This is a genomic window from Roseburia sp. AF12-17LB (genome assembly GCF_003479605.1).
In the GTDB taxonomy this organism is placed as follows: domain Bacteria; phylum Bacillota; class Clostridia; order Lachnospirales; family Lachnospiraceae; genus Roseburia_C; species Roseburia_C amylophila.
In genome coordinates, this window is sequence record NZ_QUHR01000004.1 from 114,381 (window position 1) to 131,397 (window position 17,017).

Below are 17,017 nucleotides of genomic sequence, written 5' to 3' on the forward strand. Positions count from 1 at the left end.
ATGTGCCTCCACGACGGCGTCTATGACAATAGAAGCAGCTATCGCATTGCCACTGTTTGTAATCTGTATACTATCGGTAATCTTTCTTTTCCGGGTATTGGAATTACAGCTGGATGTGGAATATGCCTTGCAATATGCCGCCAGAAAAAGTGCCATTCATGCACATATGACACATGAAAGCGGGCTGGATTCCGTTGTGCCAATTGCAGAAGCAAAAATCCTGTTTCAAAGAAAATTAGAAGAACTGAAAGCACCGGTAATTTATGTGGAAGGGGAAGAAAAGGGGTTCTCTTTTTGGCGTTCTGAATTAATGGGAAATGATATTGATTTATGTGTATCTTATCGGATTGAAAATCCATTGCAGTTATTGGGACTATTTTCTTATGACATGGATCAGCGGGCAAAAGTGCATAAATGGATTGGTTATACAGGCAGTGGAAATGAAGATGGAACTTATGTCTATATTACAGAGACAGGGAAATCCTATCACTGGTTTTCGGACTGTACCTATTTGGATTTGAGCATTCTGGCGGTGCCGGAAGAGACGGTATCCGGATTACGGAATGATTCCGGAGCGAAATATAAAGATTGCGAGAAATGCCGCATAGGAAAGAAAGATACCAAAACAGTATTTGTAACAGAATATGGAGAGGCAGTGCACAATAGTCTTTCCTGCAGTGGGTTAAAGCGTACCGTATACCGTATTTTGCTGGAAGAAGCGGGAAATCATTCGCCCTGTGGAAAATGTGAAAAGAGAAAAGCTTCCTGAGGAAATAAATGTATCAGAAAAATATGAGAAGAAAGAAACGGCAGATAGCAGGTTATAAGCAGTAAGTAGCAGATAGAAAATAACGAATAACAAGGAGATAAGGGGATGATGACGATATGTTCTGTACTTGGAATGTTGGGGATATGTTCCATCGAAGATATCCGAAAAAAAGAAATACAAAGCATAAGAGTATTGTGTTTTGGCATTGGTGGGATTTTGCTGCATCTCTGGCAGAGAAACCAGTCATTATACAGCATGTTAGGAGGGATTGCCGTCGGGGCAGCAGTTATTATTCTGTCATTGGTGTCTGGTGGAATTATTGGAATTGGCGATGGACTGGTACTTTGTGTAGCGGGAATTTACATTGGAGGAATCAATACCATGCGTCTACTTCTGACAGGACTTTTCCTGTCCTCTTTGTATGCACTGGTATTGCTGTTCATGCACAGAAAAAGACGAAAAGACACCATTCCTTTTATTCCGTTTCTGCTGGCGGCATATCTCATTCTGTTGATTTTATAAGACAATGGAAAAAGAAATGTTATCTGCCGGCTTCTTATACCATAGAGGCGGCAGTTATAGTGCCAATGATATTGGCACTATTCTGTACCCTGATTGTAGTCAGCTACGAACTGCATGACAGGGTAAAGCTGGCGGCGGAAGAAAGCAGCAAGAACAAAATAGAATGTATGGAGGAAATTTATATTGGAGATATGTTATAAGAGAAATCTGAATCAGAGTTATATGTTTATTACATCAGATCCCGCATATTCCGGATATCAGATTCATATGTGCCGACAGAATCATATTCATAATTTATTGCAGTTTGAACCGGTAGTTTCAGAAGGGGAGACACAGTTTCGATATGAAATTACCGGAAAACGTTCTTTGGATCATGTTTTGGAGAGCAGTGATTTTGCCATAGATATGTTTGCAAAAATGTTAGAAACTTTATTGGGAATCTGTCAGGAAATCCGGCCATATCTTTTGGAGGAAGAGGGAATTCTATTAGACCCGGAGAGTATTTATCTTGAGAATGGAACCAAGAAGTTCTATTTCACCTATTGCCCCGGCAGACAGGAACCTGTTACAGAAGGATTCCGAAAGCTGATGGAATATCTTCTGGCAAAGATTAATCATGAAGATGAACAGATGGTTCTTGCATCTTATGAGGCATATCAGAAATCAACAGAAGAAGGATTTTCTTTGGGTGAAATCCTAAGGATATTATATCAGTACCGGCAGCAGGATGTAGAGGATTATGTACCGGTCCGGCAGAAATCTGTTTCATCTAAAAAGGTAGAGGCATTGCAGAAGGGCATTATGCCATGGGAGCAGGAAAAGAAAGATGCAGCTGTGGAGGAAAAGCCAACTGCAAAGAAAAAGAAGGGGTATTGGAAAAAATATGAGATAGATACAATTGAAAAGGATGATGAATATTATAAGAAGGATGCTCAAAGCCGTGGCTGGAATATGGCAATGGAAGAAAAATTGCAGGAATGCATTGCTGCAATCAGCCGGATTCCGGCATTCTTAACAGGAAAGATAAATCATGAGAAGGAGGAGGAACCAATCGTGTGTACACCTATGGATTACAAAGAAATGCAGGAGGAAAATCCGACCGTTTATCTTGGAACGGAGCGGGCTCCGGAAGGAGTTCTGCGTTATGATGGAAAAGAGGATATTTCGAATATCCGGATGGAGTATTTCCCTTTTATCATAGGTAGCAGTGAGCAGGCGGACGGAAATGTATGTATACAGGGAGTCAGCCGCATGCATGCCCGCATTACCAGAGAAAAAGAGAATTATTATGTGGAAGATTTAAATTCCATGAACGGAACATGGCTCAATGGGAAAATGCTGGCATATCGGGAGAAGGAGCAGTTATGCATGAATGATGTGATTCAGCTGGGACGTGAGAGGTTTACATTTCTTTAAGAAAAAGGTTATATTTCCTTCGTTGACAGTGCCTTTTGAAAGTGTTATTGTCAGATTCATAAAAGACTAGAAGAAGGATAAGTTATATTGATTCAGAAAATAGATGCATGTTTAAAAGAGCGGGGATATTCCTTTATCAAAGTGTCGCCGGAAGAGGTTGGGGTATACTATAGATTTACAGAAGGAAGGGCACAGGTGGTTGCTGGAATCTTTATGCATCCGGGATTTGTACTGGAAACAGAAAAATTGCAGGCAATTCAGAAAAAACTGCAGGAGCTGTTTCTTCATCCGGAAGGAAGGATTCCGGGCTGTGAACAGAATATGGCAATCTATCAGGTGGAGTTACTGACGTTACTGGTTGCAGATGATATAGGACAGGCACGTATGCTCGGTGGCAGCTGTCGGAATGTCTGGCTTATTAATGGGCAGACAGGGCAGCTTATGATTTTTGAAAACCAGCCGGGAGATTTCTATGGATTAAGAGATGCATTACAGGAACAGATATCCGGTGGTGGGAGGCAAAGAGGTTATGCTTCACAGGGGTATGCACAGACGGATAATTACCGTAGAACAGAAGAGAAGCGAGGTCTTACTTTGTGGCAGAGGATAAAACAGTATCCGTCCTGGTGTAACGCCGGCATTGTTTTGATAAATATCATAGTATTTCTGTTATTGAGCGTACTTGGCGATACGGAATCTGCAGCTTTTATGGAACAACATGGAGCAGTATTTCTGCCGGATGTATTTGGACAGGGAGAATGGTGGAGACTGTTTACGGCCATGTTTTTACATTTTGGACTGGCACATCTTGCAAATAATATGATTGTATTATTCTGGACTGGAGACAGACTGGAACGTCTGATAGGAAAGTGGCGCTATCTTATCATTTATTTTGGCGCAGGATTGTGCGGTAATCTGCTTTCACTTCTGGTAACACAGGGCAAAGGAACCCTGACGGTGTCAGCAGGTGCCTCAGGTGCCATTTTTGGTGTATTTGGAGCTTTACTCTGGGTAATAATTGCCAACAGAGGAAGGGTAGAGGAACTGAATATCAGAGGAATTGTAATTATGATTGCATTGAGCCTATATTATGGATTTACCAGTACCGGAGTGGACAACTGGTGTCATGTAGGCGGACTGATTAGCGGATTTTTTCTGTCACTGCTTCTATATCGCAGAAAGGATTGATTTTATTCCGGAAAATTTATATACTGTTGATATATGATTGAATGAAGTAAGATGAAAAACTTAAGATACGGAGGCAGAAATGAAAGTAAATATATATTACGGTGGTAGAGGACTTCTGGATGATCCTACTTTATATGTAATCGGGAAAATGGAAGAAGTTTTAAAAGAGCTTCGTGTCAGTGTGGAACGATATAATATATACGAGCACAAGAATAGCATCTCTACGTTGCCGCAGACCTTAAAGGATGCAGATGGAATCATTCTGGCAACGACAGTAGAGTGGCTTGGAATCGGTGGTTATATGCAGCAGTTTTTGGATTCCTGCTGGCTTTACGGAGACAAGGAAAAGATTAAGACAACCTATATGCAGCCAATCGTTATGTCAACCACGTATGGAGAACGTGAAGGGGAACTGACATTGTCCAATGCATGGGAAATTTTAGGCGGTCTGCCGTGCAGTGGAATGTGTGGCTATGTAGATGATCTGGTAAGCTTTGAAATGAATCATGACTATTCCCTGATTATTGAGAAAAAAGCAGAAAATCTTTATCGTACAATTTCTCAGAAACAGAAGAGTCTGCCGACTTCTAATCAGGCGGTAACCAGAACCATCCTGCGGACACAGCAGATGGATTTAACACCACAGGAGAGTGAGCAGTTATCACAGTATGTGGCAGATGATTCTTACGTAAAGAAACAGAAAGAAGATATTGAAGAATTAGCATCCATGTTTAAGGATAAATTAAGTGTACAGCAGAATGACACGCAGACAGAATATATTACAGAATTAGAAAGCCATTTTGTGCCACAGGGGGATTTCACGGCGAACTATCTCTTTATGATTGAAGAGAAAAAGAAACCATTGGTAGTGGAAGTAGCAGGAGAGGAGTTAAACTGCTATTATGGACAACAGGAAAATGTAGATGTATATGCGAAACTTACCGGAGAAGTCATGAATAATATCTTGGCGGGCAGAATGACTTTTCAGAGAGCATTTATGACCGGTGAGATGACTGCAAAAGGAAACTTTAAGACACTGCGTACCTTAGATCAGATTTTTATTTTTGAATAGAAAGAAGGAGTAACCATGAAAGACGATAATTGTATTTTTTGTAAACTGGCAGCAGGCGATATCCCGACAAATACCGTATATGAGGATGATACATTCCGTGTCATTATGGATGCCAGTCCTGCAACAAGGGGACATTCCTTAATTATTCCCAAAGACCATTTTGCAAATCTTTATGAAATGGATGAGGAAGTAGCAGCAAAAGCAATGAAGCTTGCTAAGAAAATGGCAGTTCATATGAAAGAAAAATTAAACTGTGATGGATTTAATTTACTTCAGAACAATGAAGAGACTGCAGGACAGACAGTATTTCATTTCCATATGCATCTGATTCCAAGATACAAGGGAGACAAGAATGATGATATTTTAAAATATACTCCATTAGAGCTTTCTGATGATGAAATGAAAGAAATCTTGGATAAGATAAAAGTAAAATAGTAAGAAAAATAAAGGTGTAAAGTCTTATATAAAATCAGGACTTTACACCTTTTGACTTTATGCTTTCTTCTTCTTTTTCTCACTGGCTTCTTCAATGAGCTTAAGAATGGTATGAATAGAATCTAACTGCTGGCTGGACTTCATATTAGAAATATAAGTCTCCTTTTCTGTCATGACTTTCTTAATGGCAGCATCTAAGGTTTCTTTGGTCAGATTCTCTTCTTCAATCACATAGCTATACCCTTGTTTTTCAAAAGAGCGGGCATTTAAAATCTGGTCACCACGGCTTGCAGCAGCAGACAGCGGAATCAGAATATTTGGCTTGTGAAGAGCAAGCAATTCACAGATTGCATTTGCACCGGCACGGGAAATGACAAGAGAACTTAAAGCAAACATATCCCGAAGTTCTTTCCCAGCATATTCAAACTGGACATAGCCGGAACGGTTGTTATATAATTTATCTATATTTCCTTTCCCACAGAGATGGATAATCTGATAGTTGGCAAGCAGGTCATCTAAGAGACCACGTACCGCATCATTAATAAATTTGGAACCGCTGCTTCCACCGACTACTAAGATAACCGGTTTATCCATGGTAAAACCACAAAGTCTGGCAGCCTGTTCTTTGTCGCCGCTTAAAAGTTCCTGGCGGATTGGAGAACCGGTAAGAACTGCCTTATCCTTTGGAAGATATTCTACAGTTTCCGGGAAATTACAGCAGACCTTGCAGGCTGCCGGAATTGCAATTTTATTAGCAAGACCAGGTGTCATATCAGATTCATGAATAATAGCAGGAATCCGGAGGCGTTTCGCTGCGAGAACGACAGGAACGGAAACGAATCCACCTTTTGAAAAGACAACATCCGGTTTGATTTTTCTTAAAAGAGATACAGACTGTGCGTAGCCTTTGATCACACGGAACGGATCTGTGAGATTACGGAGATCCTTATAACGACGGAGTTTTCCTGAGGAAATTCCATAATAAGGAATGTTCTGTTCTTCAATTAACTGTTTTTCCATGCCGGCATAGGAACCGATATAAGAGATTTCATAACCAGCCTCTTTTAAAGCAGGAAAAAGAGCAATGTTTGGAGTTACATGACCGGCGGTACCACCGCCTGTTAAAACGATTTTTTTCATGAAAAGAATCCTTTCTTTAATATCAGATTACTTATAATGTAAAATGATTTGCTGAATAATATATTATACTCTTGGTAAAAAAAGTCAACTCTATTTAAAACCTTATACAATCGTAAAAATACCAGAAAATAAAGCGGGGGGTATGTGAAAATGAAAGCATTGTATTATCGGTACTTATTTGAAAATGTGGAAAATGGAATGATTCAGGCAGGCAGTATCTATAACGAGGAGAATGACTGCAGTGTGAATTATGTATACTTATCCGGAAATCCTACGAACAGTAACATAAACGACGGTGTAAGCAGTAAAGACAGCAGTAGAACAAATGATATAACAGGCATCGGTATCTTGGACAAAAGAACCATCAGAAGACTGGCCGGTGCACCGATAGATCTTGTGGTAGTAGGAGAATATACGAGGAACTGTCTTGGCATATTGTATGCACTATTGCAAAATACGACGATTCAGACGGTGATTATGCCTTATGTAGCACCGATTCACCGGATGCTGGTGGAGCAGTGGATATCGGAGGAACAGGATATGGAAGAGAAGGCATTACCGGAACAATGGATATTGGGGCCGGAAATGTCACCGGAAAAACTATTAGAATTTTCCTGCCTCATCCGGCATCCTTACCATGCATTAAAGAATATGGGGGTGGAAAATGTCTATTTATTATATGGAAATTGTCCGCCCTGTTCCCTGGACGCAGTGCAGAATGCCAGAAAAGGAAATTATTTCGAACTGGCAGATGCAGAGGATTTAGAAACGATAAAGATTATGGAACGGGAATACATTCCGGTGGTCAAGGCCGGATGCATCATTAAAAATAAGTGGGTATTTTATTTTTCTGCATATGGAATGAATGTAATGGAACTATATCAGTTTACCAGAAGATATTATACGAAAGAAGGCTATGACAGGGCACTTCGTCATCCGGAAAATACACAGTATCAGGCGGGAATGCAACGGTTATTAGAGGCATATAAGAAGACTTACGGTTTGGAAGCATTTGCAGCAGTTATTATGTATGCAGGTCCGGGTCAGGTAAAAGAAAGCGGAAGTAAAATCAATGGTGCCATGTATGAACAGTCTTTTGGCAGAGAAAATCATTGTTCTCCGTATCTGGATGCCGGCAGAACGGTATGCATGTTAAAATGTATCCAGCGAAATGATTATGGAATGCTCCGGAACCAGTTTACCAGGGAGAGCAGAACCCTTCGAATGGGCGTACTGTTTTTGGGAAATATTGATATGCACAAAAATATGGAAGAGATTTTAAAACGTTATCGGGGCTATGGAAAGACGGTACGGATTGTATCGATTCCCGGCAATGACGATGTGTCAAAATGGAATCCGGAATTTCCGTGGAAATTTGAAGGAGAAGGTATCCGTTATTGGGTTGGAAATATCAATGAGCGAATGGATACGAAGATACTAAAAGATATTCTGCTGGCTGGGTCCTATAACCGGATTATCAGCGTAAATGAAGAATATGGCTACTGCCTTTCCGGCTATATGTTGGATGGGGAAGAATATCAGCAGCTTTTGTAGAAGACCGCAGAAACAAAGGGAAAAATGGAAAAAGATGCGGCGAAAACACGGCGTTGTCCTCTTTTCAAATGGAATGTTCCTTTTTATAATAGAAAGAAAAAGGAAAAGAGGTTATAAGAATGGGAGCTTTCATGAATTTGGTGTATGAATATGCAAATTACATAATTCTGGCAGGAATGCTCTTACAAATGATAATAATTCTGCAGGTTCTGGTTAAAGTGAACCGGACAGACCGCAGATTACAAATGATACAGGGAAAAGTAGAAGATTATCTGAATGTCATATTAACTGAAGACAGTGGAAAAGAAGAACCATTGGTATCGAGACAGGAAGAACTGATGCGGGATTCTATTGAAAAGAAGAGAAAACAGCAGGAAGAAGCGGTATTTAATGCTGTTTTGAAGGAAATTTTTCCTTGATAAATGCATATAGGTTTGATAAAATAAACTCTAATGAAATTTTATTCATAATTAGGGAATTGTGTATAGAAAAAACAAAGGAGTGAATTTGAAATGAGTAAAGTAACATTTGATTACTCAAAGGCAGCTTCCTTCATCAGTGAAGAAGAAGTTGGCTATATGAGCAAACTTGTAGACAATGCAAAAAAAGAGTTATTGGATAAAACCGGAGCCGGAAATGATTTCTTGGGCTGGCTGGATCTTCCGGTAGATTATGATAAGGAAGAGTTCGCAAGAATTCAGAAAGCAGCAGCTAAGATTCAGTCTGATTCTGAAGTGTTAGTAGTAATCGGAATCGGTGGTTCTTACCTTGGTGCAAGAGCCGCAATCGAATTCTTAAGACATGGATTTTATAATAATGTTTCTAAGGAAGTTCGTAAGACTCCTGAGATTTATTATGCAGGAAACAGCATCAGCGGAAGCTACTTACAGGGACTGCTTGATGTAGTAGGAGACCGTGATTTCTCCGTAAATATTATTTCAAAATCAGGAACAACAACTGAGCCTGCAATCGCTTTCCGTATCTTCAAAGAAAAGTTAGAGAAGAAATATGGTAAAGAAGAAGCTGCAAAGAGAATTTATGCAACCACAGATAAAGCAAAGGGAGCATTAAAACATCTTGCAGATGAAGAAGGATATGAGACATTTGTAGTACCGGATGATGTCGGAGGACGTTTCTCCGTACTTACCGCTGTAGGACTTCTTCCAATCGCAGTAAGTGGTGCAGATATCCAGAAATTAATGGATGGAGCTGCAGAAGGAAGAAAACTTGCTTTAGAGCAGGATTTCACAGAGAATGATGCATTACAGTATGCAGCAGTTCGTAACATTTTATTAAGAAAAGGCAAAGCAGTAGAAATTCTTTGCAACTACGAGCCAAGTCTTCATTATGTATCTGAATGGTGGAAACAGTTATTCGGAGAGAGTGAAGGAAAAGACCAGAAGGGTATCTTCCCGGCATCTGTAGATTTAACAACAGACTTACATTCTATGGGACAGTTCATTCAGGATGGTTCCAGAATTATGTTTGAGACTGTTATGAACGTTGAGACTCCGAAGCACAATATCACAATTCAGGAAGAACCGGTTGACTTAGACGGATTAAATTATCTTGCTGGAAAAGATATGGACTTTGTAAATAAGAGCGCAATGAACGGAACCATTCTTGCACATACCGATGGTCAGGTTCCAAACTTCATGGTAAAGATTCCAGAGCAGAACGAATTCTATTTAGGAGAATTATTCTACTTCTTCGAGTTTGCATGTGGTGTCAGCGGATACCTGCTTGGAGTAAATCCATTTAATCAGCCAGGTGTAGAAAGCTACAAGAAGAACATGTTCGCATTACTTGGAAAACCAGGTTATGAAGAAGCAAGAGAAGCATTAATGAAACGTTTATAAAAACTGCTGAAGCAGGGTAAGATGGAATCATTTAAATTTGAATCAGTCCTTGCATTACAGCAAAAAAAGAACTCCATCCGATTGGATATCCAGCCGGATGGAGTTCTTTCTTTGCTTTACAGAAAATTGCTTTCCATTAAAGCAAAAAACGCTCTGCGAGGATGCGCACTGCGGCGTATAAGGTAGATGTCGCAAGCGACCGCCGCAGGCGCGAGAATGTGCCAAGGCACATTCTTATGCATATTATAAAGTAAATGAATTCATATTTTCTTCCAGGATGGAAGCAATCTCTTTCAGACGATTTGCATTTTCCATGATTTCCTGCATAACATTGCTGACTTCCATAACGGAAGCGGAAGTTTCTTCGGTACTTGCTGCATTCTGCTGGGCAATTGCGGTAAGATTCTGTACGACATCCACAACATCTCCACGGGCTTTATCAAGCTGTGTTGTTTTGGTAGCAATCTCGCCTACGCCACTGATAGAAGAACTGATTCCATCACGAACCTGTTCGAATACCTGACCGGTCTTATGCACGTTTTCGCTCTGCAGGTTCATAATAGTTTTAACCTCATCCATGGTCTTAACTGCTTTTTCAGAATCTTCAATTAAAGCATGGATAATCTGGTCAATCTGGTTTGCAGATTCATTGGACTGGTCAGCCAGTTTCTGAATCTGCGATGCAACAACGGCAAATCCACGTCCTGCCTCACCAGCACGGGCTGCTTCGATAGAAGCATTTAAGGAAAGCAGGTTTGTTTCTTCTGCGATGGAAGAAATCAAAGTTGTAGCTTCTTTAATTTTCAGGGCAGAGATATTAGTTATATTGGTCTGTTCATAAATAACATCAATAGAAGCAATTGCCTGCTGGTTGATGTTGTCCAGCTCTTTCAGGGTGGCAGCAGCTTCCTCGCTGGATTCACGCATCAGGTTAGCAGTGCTTGTAAGACTTTCAACCTGACTGTTGGTATGTTCAATCATGTTACCCATATTAACGATATCATCGGTAGCTTTCTGGGTTTCGGAAGCCTGATTGGTTGCTCCGGTAGCAATTTCATTTACTGCGGTTTCTACATTTCCCACGGTTGATGTTGTGTGGGATGCATTGGTATCCAGTTCAGTAGATGCATTGTAAAGCAGTTCACTCTGGGACTTAATCTGTGAAACAATTGTAACTAACTTCTCACGTAAATCTCCGATAGCTCTTGCCATCTGCCCGGTTTCATCCTTACGTTTGCTGATGCGGATAGTAGTCGGGCTTTCTGCAAAGTTCAGGGAAGAGAAACGTTTGATAACATTGGTAATCTCTACAATCGGACGGGTCATTTTACTTGCAATAAGGAAAGAAATGATTCCCAGTACAATAAAGATAACAATTGCGGCACCACCGGCGCGGGCATAAATTGCATCCTTAGCACTTAAAATATCTCCACGGTCAGCAGTAATGACCAAAATAGCTGCTTTATTGGAAGTGACATAGTAAGCCGCATATTTTTCAGCACCTTTGAATTCATAGATTACCAGACCCTTCTGCTGTTCTTTACCTGCTTCTAAATCAGCTACCACCTGTTTAATTGCGGCATTTTCTACAGGTTGTCCGATTTTACTTTCATCCGGATGGTAAATCATGGTTCCATCTGAACCAACCACATAGGCGTAACTGGAATCCAGATCATTGATGCAGACATCACCGATCAGAGTTTCTAGATATGCCTGATTTAAAATAACGTTACCGCTCCGGTTCAGGGCAGCATCAACATTTAAACCGCAGGTATCACAGACATCACGCATATAACTTTCTGCCAAAGTGGAAATTGCATTATCCGCAACCGGTATAATCATAATCAGAAGAGAAGCAACACTGATGATAATACTCAGCAGAACTAACTGTACAACATTAAAACGCATGGAGTGAAGTCCGGCCTTTTTCTCCTTCTTCTCCTTAGGCACTTTTGGCGCCTTTGGTGCTTTCGGCACTTTCTGCGCTTTCACAGGCTTTGGAGCCTTTACTGGATTCTGCTTCAAAGCAGAATCTTTTTGCTTACGTTCCTTCATAAAAATACATCCTCCTTGATAACCATTACGAAAAAGACGAAATCTTTTCTTGTGATTTTGCGTAATTATTATTAGGAAATTATATCATGAATTGGATAAAAAGTACAGAAACTTGACAAATAAAAATTACTTTGTTATAATCCGTGATGTAACAAATTTGTAATAAATGTAATAAAAATGAATAAAATGACATATACTTGTTAATAATCCTTAAAAAAGATAAACAGGATATATGTTATGGAGGTCAAAATGAATTTAAGAAAAAGAGTGATTGAGAGCACAATTATAGCAGTGATGCTTACCGTTGTAACCGCAGTCACAGCAGTTATGCAGACAGCACCAGTAGAAAATGTACCAGAACCGCAGCAGGAAACAAAAGCTGTGGCAGATGTACAGGCAGATGGCTCCGCCGGCATTATAGAAGAATTGGCATCATTGGGAGACGCGGCAACCGAGCAGGCATCCATTGAACGTGCAGATGTAGTGGTTGTTGCAGAAGCACAGGAAGAGGAGCCTCAGCTTAGTGAGGAGCAGCAGGCATGGAACAGTAAGCTTATGGCAAATGTGGATGATTTCTTATATATAAGAAGCTCCGCAGATGGAGAGTCTGAAGTAATTGGAAAATTATATAAAGGTGCAGCAGCTGATATCGTAGAGACATTAGATGGCTGGTATCATATTACATCCGGTTCTGTAGACGGATATGTAAAGAGCGAATATTGTGTGGCAGGTCAGGAAGCATATGCTTATGCACAGACCGTATGTGACACCGTAGCAACCGTAACCACCGGTGGTCTTCGTGTCCGCAGTGAAGCAAATCCGGATGCATCTGTTATCAAGGCAGCATCAGAAGGAGATAAGCTTGTAGTTGATACACAGACAGAATCTCCGGAAGGATGGGTTGCAGTCAGCTTAAAGAATTCCACTGCATTTGTATCTGCAGATTATGTAACCGTATCCTTAAATGTAGCATCAGCAGTTTCCATGGAAGAAGAAAGAGCTGCATTGGAAGAGAAGGCTGCAGAAGAGGCAGCAAAGAAAGCTGCACAGACTACAACAACCATGGTAACACAGAATGCATCTGTAGCAGCAAACTGTGATGAAGTAACACTTCTTGCTGCATTAATCCAGTGCGAAGCAGGCAGTGAGTGTTATGAAGGCCAGCTGGCAGTCGGAGCAGTTGTTATGAACCGTCTGAGAAGTGGTGCATATCCATCCAGCCTTTATGATGTAATTTACCAGAGCGGTCAGTTTACACCAGCAGGAAACGGAAAAGTTGCATCTGTTATTTCAAGCGGTGTCAGCGGAAGCTGTTTACAGGCAGCACAGGAAGCATTATCCGGTGTAGATAATACCGGTGGGGCATTAAGCTTCCGCCGTGCAAGTTCCGGTCAGGCAGGAGTAGTCATCGGAAACCATGTATTTTTCTAGGAAAATGTAAGAAAATATAAGAGAGTATAAAGTCAGGGTGTCAAAAGAAGTTTTTGGCACCCTGTTGTAATCTTGGAAAAAGTATAGTAATATGTGAATAGTTATTCAAAATATAAGTTTTGGAGGGTAAAAATGGAAGGATTAATAGCACTTATCATTTTAGTAATACTAGTACTGGTAATTATTGTATCCTGTATCAAGATTGTACCGCAGGCAAATGCAGTTGTTGTAGAGCGTCTGGGCGGATATCTTGCAACCTGGGGCGTAGGTCTTCATTTTAAAGCACCGTTTATTGACCGTATCGCGAAGAGAGTTCTTTTAAAAGAGCAGGTGGTTGATTTCCCACCACAGCCGGTAATTACCAAAGATAATGTAACCATGCAGATTGACACCGTTGTATATTTCCAGATTACAGACCCGAAGTTATTTGCTTACGGTGTTGAAAATCCGATTATGGCAATCGAAAATCTGACAGCAACCACACTTCGTAATATCATCGGTGATTTGGAATTAGATGAGACCCTTACTTCAAGAGAGACCATCAATACCAAGATGAGAGCTTCCCTGGATGTGGCAACAGACCCATGGGGAATCAAGGTAAACCGTGTAGAGTTAAAGAATATCATCCCACCAAAGGCAATTCAGGATGCCATGGAGAAACAGATGAAGGCAGAGCGTGAAAGACGTGAAGCAATTCTTCGTGCAGAAGGTGAGAAGAAATCTACGATTCTTGTAGCAGAAGGTAAGAAAGAATCAGCAATCTTAGATGCAGAGGCAGAGAAGACTGCCGCAATTTTACGTGCAGAGGCACAGAAGGAAGCAACCGTAAAAGAAGCAGAAGGTCAGGCAGAAGCAATCTTAAAGATTCAGCAGGCAAATGCAGACGGACTTCGTTTCTTAAAAGAAGCAGCACCGGACGATGCTGTATTACAGCTTAAGAGCCTGGAAGCTTTTGCAAAGGCTGCAGATGGAAAGGCAACAAAGATTATCATACCATCTGAGATACAGGGTGTTGCAGGGCTGGTAAAATCAATTACAGAGGTTGCCGAAGATAAATAATTAAAAAGGAAACCATAAACCTAAAATGAAATCGGGCTGCCACATCTATGTAGGACAGCCCGTTTTGTATCAAAGAGTAAGAAGAAAAGAGGAAAAAGCAATGAATTTAAAAGGACGTAATTTCTTAAAATTGATGGATTTTGAACCAGAAGAAATCCTCTATATGATAGATCTGGCAGCAGACCTGAAAGCAAAGAAGAAACAGGGTATTCTGCATGACAGCCTGATTGGGAAAAACATTGCCCTGATTTTTGAAAAAACCAGTACCAGAACCCGCTGCTCATTTGAAGTGGCAGCCCATGACCTTGGCATGCACGTAACTTACCTTGACCCGTCAGGCTCCCAGATTGGAAAGAAAGAGAGCATTCCGGATACCGCAAGAGTTTTGGGACGTATGTTTGATGGAATCGAATATCGTGGCTATGGGCAGGATATCGTAGAAGAACTGGCAAAATATGCAGGCGTTCCGGTATGGAACGGACTGACCAATGAATTTCATCCGACCCAGATGTTAGCAGATATGCTGACCATCCGCGAGCATCTTGGCAGATTAAAGGGCGTAAAGTTGGCATATATGGGAGATGCCCGTTATAATATGGGAAATTCCCTGATGGTAACCTGTGCAAAACTGGGAATGCATTTTGTGGCATGTACCAATAAAAAATATTTCCCGGATCCAAAGCTGGTTACATATTGTGAAGATGTGGCATCCCGCACAGGCGGAACCATTACTCTGACAGAAGATGCCATGGAAGGAACCAGGGGTGCAGACATTGTCTATACTGATGTGTGGGTATCCATGGGTGAGCCGGAAGAGGCCTGGAAAGAGCGTATTACAGACCTGATGCCATATCAGGTAAATAAGAAGCTGATGGATAATGCAGGAGAGCAGGCGTTGTTTATGCATTGTCTCCCGGCATTCCATGACCTTAAGACTAAGATTGGACAGGATGTCTATGAGAAATTCGGATACTCCGAGCTGGAAGTAACCGATGAAGTATTCGAAAGTGAGAAATCCATCGTATTTGATGAAGCAGAGAATCGTATGCATACGATTAAGGCAGTTATGCTTGCAACTTTAGGAGAATAAGAACCTATGAAAGCAAAAATACTTGCAGCACTGCGGGAGGCGGAAGGTTATGTTTCCGGACAGGAGCTTTGTGAACGCTTTGGTGTATCAAGAACCGCAGTGTGGAAGGCAATCAATCAGTTGAAAAAGGATGGCTATGAAATTGAAGCGGTGCAGAACCGGGGCTACCGGATTGTAGGCGCACCGGATATCTTAAGCGAAAATGAATTGAGCAGCATCCGTAAAACAGACTGGATTGGAAAGAAAATCTATTATTATGATGAAACAGATTCTACTAATGTAAGAGCCAGCCGTCTTGCAGAAGAGGGTGCAGAGCATGGAACCCTTGTGGTGGCAGACCAGCAGGATGCCGGAAAAGGCAGACGGGGAAGAGGCTGGAGTTCCCTGCCGGGAACCGGAATCTTTATGACACTGATTTTAAAACCGGAGCTGAATCCTTCCAATGCATCCATGCTGACACTGGTGGCAGCCATGGCAGTGGCAAAGGGCATTACCCGCTGCACCGGTATGGAAGCAAAGATAAAGTGGCCAAATGATATTGTCATCAACGGTAAGAAAGTAGTAGGAATTCTGACGGAAATGAGTGCACAGATGGATTATGTAAACCATATTGTGGTTGGCATAGGCATCAATGTAAATAATGAAAGTTTTCCGGAAGAAATTGCGCAGAATGCCACCTCACTTCTGTTACAAAGTGGAAAACGGGTAAACCGCGCAGCATTAATAGAAGCTGTCTGGGAAGAATTCGAGCATTATTATGACCGGTTTATGGCATATCAGGATTTACGGGATCTGCGGAAGGAATACGATGCAAGTCTTGCCAATAAAGGGCAGAAGGTAAGAGTGTTAGACCCGAAAGAGCCATTTGAGGGAGTGGCACAGGGCATTACCGACCGGGGCGAATTAATCGTGGATACCTGGGAAGCAAGAAAACTGGTGTCTTCCGGGGAAGTATCTGTCCGCGGGATTTATGGATATGTATAGATATGCATAGAGATAGATGTTTATAGGATAGACAGGAAAAACCACATTTACCAGATATAAAAAAGGCATAAATAAGAAAAAGGAGTATGAATATATGGAGCAGGAAGAAATCGTTTTATGCGGTTCCAGCGCTTATACCAAGAAATTCTATCTGAATCCGTTGTTTAACGGACTTCCGGAGGGAATCAAAGAGGACTTGAATATTCTTTGTGTACTGTATACAGAGGATATCGGAGGAACACTGCAGCTTATATTTGACAAAGAGGGAAATCTTAATTTCCGGACGGAATGTGAGGATGGAGATTTCTTCTATGATGAAATCGGCAGTGTGTTAAAAATCAAACAGATGCAGCGGGAAAAGACAGAGCTCTTTGAATCGCTTGAAATGTATTACCGTGTATTTTTCCTGGGAGAAGAATTCACAGAAGATAAGGAGGACTAAT

Annotated in this window: 17 protein-coding genes; 15 read left to right on the forward strand and 2 right to left on the reverse strand. The window is 41.2% G+C overall.

Translation table 11 applies throughout. The features are described 5' to 3' along the window. Nucleotides 1-22 precede the first annotated feature (22 nt). The 7 genes from DWV68_RS06715 to DWV68_RS06740 all read left to right on the forward strand — a co-directional run bounded on the left by DWV68_RS06715 (nt 23) and on the right by DWV68_RS06740 (nt 5,402). Nucleotides 23-769, forward strand: a complete 747-nt coding sequence (locus DWV68_RS06715; protein ID WP_118057606.1) for a TadE family protein — start codon at nt 23-25, stop codon at nt 767-769. Nucleotides 770-874: 105 nt separating this feature from the next. Further along, nucleotides 875-1,291: a prepilin peptidase gene (locus DWV68_RS06720; RefSeq protein ID WP_118057607.1), complete on the forward strand. Its 417-nt coding sequence runs from the start codon at nt 875-877 to the stop codon at nt 1,289-1,291. A 59-nt stretch (nt 1,292-1,350) separates the two neighbouring features. Continuing rightward, nucleotides 1,351-1,491 (forward strand): hypothetical protein, encoded by a 141-nt coding sequence (locus tag DWV68_RS14385; RefSeq protein ID WP_156454674.1) that lies wholly within the window; start codon nt 1,351-1,353, stop codon nt 1,489-1,491. Beyond that, nucleotides 1,475-2,707 carry a DUF6382 domain-containing protein gene (locus DWV68_RS06725; protein ID WP_118057608.1) on the forward strand — a complete coding sequence of 411 codons (1,233 nt, stop codon included), beginning with the start codon at nt 1,475-1,477 and terminating at the stop codon, nt 2,705-2,707. Before DWV68_RS14385 ends, DWV68_RS06725 begins: the two co-directional genes overlap by 17 nt. An 87-nt stretch (nt 2,708-2,794) precedes the next feature. Continuing rightward, nucleotides 2,795-3,895 carry a rhomboid family intramembrane serine protease gene (locus DWV68_RS06730; RefSeq protein ID WP_242988796.1) on the forward strand — a complete coding sequence of 367 codons (1,101 nt, stop codon included), beginning with the start codon at nt 2,795-2,797 and terminating at the stop codon, nt 3,893-3,895. Between the two features lie 79 nt (nt 3,896-3,974). Beyond that, nucleotides 3,975-4,967, forward strand: coding sequence for an SCP2 sterol-binding domain-containing protein (locus DWV68_RS06735; protein ID WP_117698112.1), 993 nt, complete (start codon nt 3,975-3,977; stop codon nt 4,965-4,967). 15 nt (nt 4,968-4,982) lie between these two features. Beyond that, nucleotides 4,983-5,402 carry an HIT family protein gene (locus tag DWV68_RS06740; RefSeq protein ID WP_118057609.1) on the forward strand — a complete coding sequence of 140 codons (420 nt, stop codon included), beginning with the start codon at nt 4,983-4,985 and terminating at the stop codon, nt 5,400-5,402. A 57-nt stretch (nt 5,403-5,459) separates the two neighbouring features. Here DWV68_RS06740 and DWV68_RS06745 read toward each other — a convergent pair whose 3' ends face one another. Further along, nucleotides 5,460-6,542, reverse strand: a complete 1,083-nt coding sequence (locus tag DWV68_RS06745) for an undecaprenyldiphospho-muramoylpentapeptide beta-N-acetylglucosaminyltransferase (protein ID WP_118057610.1) — start codon at nt 6,540-6,542, stop codon at nt 5,460-5,462. Between the two features lie 150 nt (nt 6,543-6,692). Between DWV68_RS06745 and DWV68_RS06750 the strand changes: the two genes are divergently transcribed. The 3 genes from DWV68_RS06750 to DWV68_RS06760 all read left to right on the forward strand — a co-directional run bounded on the left by DWV68_RS06750 (nt 6,693) and on the right by DWV68_RS06760 (nt 9,955). Next, complete coding sequence (locus tag DWV68_RS06750) at nt 6,693-8,096, forward strand: hypothetical protein (protein WP_118057611.1); 1,404 nt, start codon at nt 6,693-6,695, stop codon at nt 8,094-8,096. A 119-nt stretch (nt 8,097-8,215) separates the two neighbouring features. After that, nucleotides 8,216-8,515 carry a hypothetical protein gene (locus DWV68_RS06755; protein WP_022242883.1) on the forward strand — a complete coding sequence of 100 codons (300 nt, stop codon included), beginning with the start codon at nt 8,216-8,218 and terminating at the stop codon, nt 8,513-8,515. 93 nt (nt 8,516-8,608) lie between these two features. Then, nucleotides 8,609-9,955 carry a glucose-6-phosphate isomerase gene (locus DWV68_RS06760; protein ID WP_117947310.1) on the forward strand — a complete coding sequence of 449 codons (1,347 nt, stop codon included), beginning with the start codon at nt 8,609-8,611 and terminating at the stop codon, nt 9,953-9,955. A gap of 243 nt (nt 9,956-10,198) precedes the next feature. Here the strand turns inward: DWV68_RS06760 and DWV68_RS06765 are convergent, their stop codons facing one another. Continuing rightward, nucleotides 10,199-12,010, reverse strand: coding sequence for a methyl-accepting chemotaxis protein (locus DWV68_RS06765; RefSeq protein ID WP_118057612.1), 1,812 nt, complete (start codon nt 12,008-12,010; stop codon nt 10,199-10,201). A 249-nt stretch (nt 12,011-12,259) separates the two neighbouring features. Here DWV68_RS06765 and DWV68_RS06770 point away from each other — a divergent pair, with 249 nt between their 5' ends. From DWV68_RS06770 to DWV68_RS06790, 5 genes are all read left to right on the forward strand, one after another. Continuing rightward, entirely contained in the window at nt 12,260-13,441 is a 1,182-nt protein-coding gene (locus tag DWV68_RS06770; RefSeq protein WP_118665342.1) for a cell wall hydrolase, read from the forward strand. Between the two features lie 132 nt (nt 13,442-13,573). After that, the gene (locus tag DWV68_RS06775) at nt 13,574-14,500 is read left to right on the forward strand and encodes an SPFH domain-containing protein (RefSeq protein WP_118665344.1); all 927 of its coding nucleotides are present in this window, start codon (nt 13,574-13,576) and stop codon (nt 14,498-14,500) included. A 100-nt stretch (nt 14,501-14,600) separates the two neighbouring features. Further along, nucleotides 14,601-15,590 (forward strand): ornithine carbamoyltransferase, encoded by a 990-nt coding sequence (gene argF / locus DWV68_RS06780; protein ID WP_118057614.1) that lies wholly within the window; start codon nt 14,601-14,603, stop codon nt 15,588-15,590. A gap of 6 nt (nt 15,591-15,596) precedes the next feature. Further along, the gene (locus DWV68_RS06785) at nt 15,597-16,574 is read left to right on the forward strand and encodes a biotin--[acetyl-CoA-carboxylase] ligase (protein ID WP_022242889.1); all 978 of its coding nucleotides are present in this window, start codon (nt 15,597-15,599) and stop codon (nt 16,572-16,574) included. A gap of 94 nt (nt 16,575-16,668) precedes the next feature. Further along, nucleotides 16,669-17,016 carry a DUF6145 family protein gene (locus DWV68_RS06790; RefSeq protein ID WP_022242890.1) on the forward strand — a complete coding sequence of 116 codons (348 nt, stop codon included), beginning with the start codon at nt 16,669-16,671 and terminating at the stop codon, nt 17,014-17,016. Nucleotide 17,017 lies beyond the last annotated feature (1 nt).

Bases quoted from the DNA above. Each gene is read 5' to 3' on its own strand.
- DWV68_RS06715 (WP_118057606.1), top strand. From the start codon at position 23: ATGACAATAGAAGCAGCTATCGCATTGCCACTGTTTGTAATCTGTATA.
- DWV68_RS06760 (WP_117947310.1), top strand. From the start codon at position 8,609: ATGAGTAAAGTAACATTTGATTACTCAAAGGCAGCTTCCTTCATCAGT.
- argF (WP_118057614.1), top strand. From the start codon at position 14,601: ATGAATTTAAAAGGACGTAATTTCTTAAAATTGATGGATTTTGAACCA.
- DWV68_RS06735 (WP_117698112.1), top strand. From the start codon at position 3,975: ATGAAAGTAAATATATATTACGGTGGTAGAGGACTTCTGGATGATCCT.
- DWV68_RS06770 (WP_118665342.1), top strand. From the start codon at position 12,260: ATGAATTTAAGAAAAAGAGTGATTGAGAGCACAATTATAGCAGTGATG.
- DWV68_RS06720 (WP_118057607.1), top strand. From the start codon at position 875: ATGATGACGATATGTTCTGTACTTGGAATGTTGGGGATATGTTCCATC.
- DWV68_RS06775 (WP_118665344.1), top strand. From the start codon at position 13,574: ATGGAAGGATTAATAGCACTTATCATTTTAGTAATACTAGTACTGGTA.
- DWV68_RS06740 (WP_118057609.1), top strand. From the start codon at position 4,983: ATGAAAGACGATAATTGTATTTTTTGTAAACTGGCAGCAGGCGATATC.
- DWV68_RS06745 (WP_118057610.1), bottom strand. From the start codon at position 6,542: ATGAAAAAAATCGTTTTAACAGGCGGTGGTACCGCCGGTCATGTAACT.
- DWV68_RS06785 (WP_022242889.1), top strand. From the start codon at position 15,597: ATGAAAGCAAAAATACTTGCAGCACTGCGGGAGGCGGAAGGTTATGTT.
- DWV68_RS06750 (WP_118057611.1), top strand. From the start codon at position 6,693: ATGAAAGCATTGTATTATCGGTACTTATTTGAAAATGTGGAAAATGGA.
- DWV68_RS06790 (WP_022242890.1), top strand. From the start codon at position 16,669: ATGGAGCAGGAAGAAATCGTTTTATGCGGTTCCAGCGCTTATACCAAG.
- DWV68_RS06755 (WP_022242883.1), top strand. From the start codon at position 8,216: ATGGGAGCTTTCATGAATTTGGTGTATGAATATGCAAATTACATAATT.
- DWV68_RS06765 (WP_118057612.1), bottom strand. From the start codon at position 12,010: ATGAAGGAACGTAAGCAAAAAGATTCTGCTTTGAAGCAGAATCCAGTA.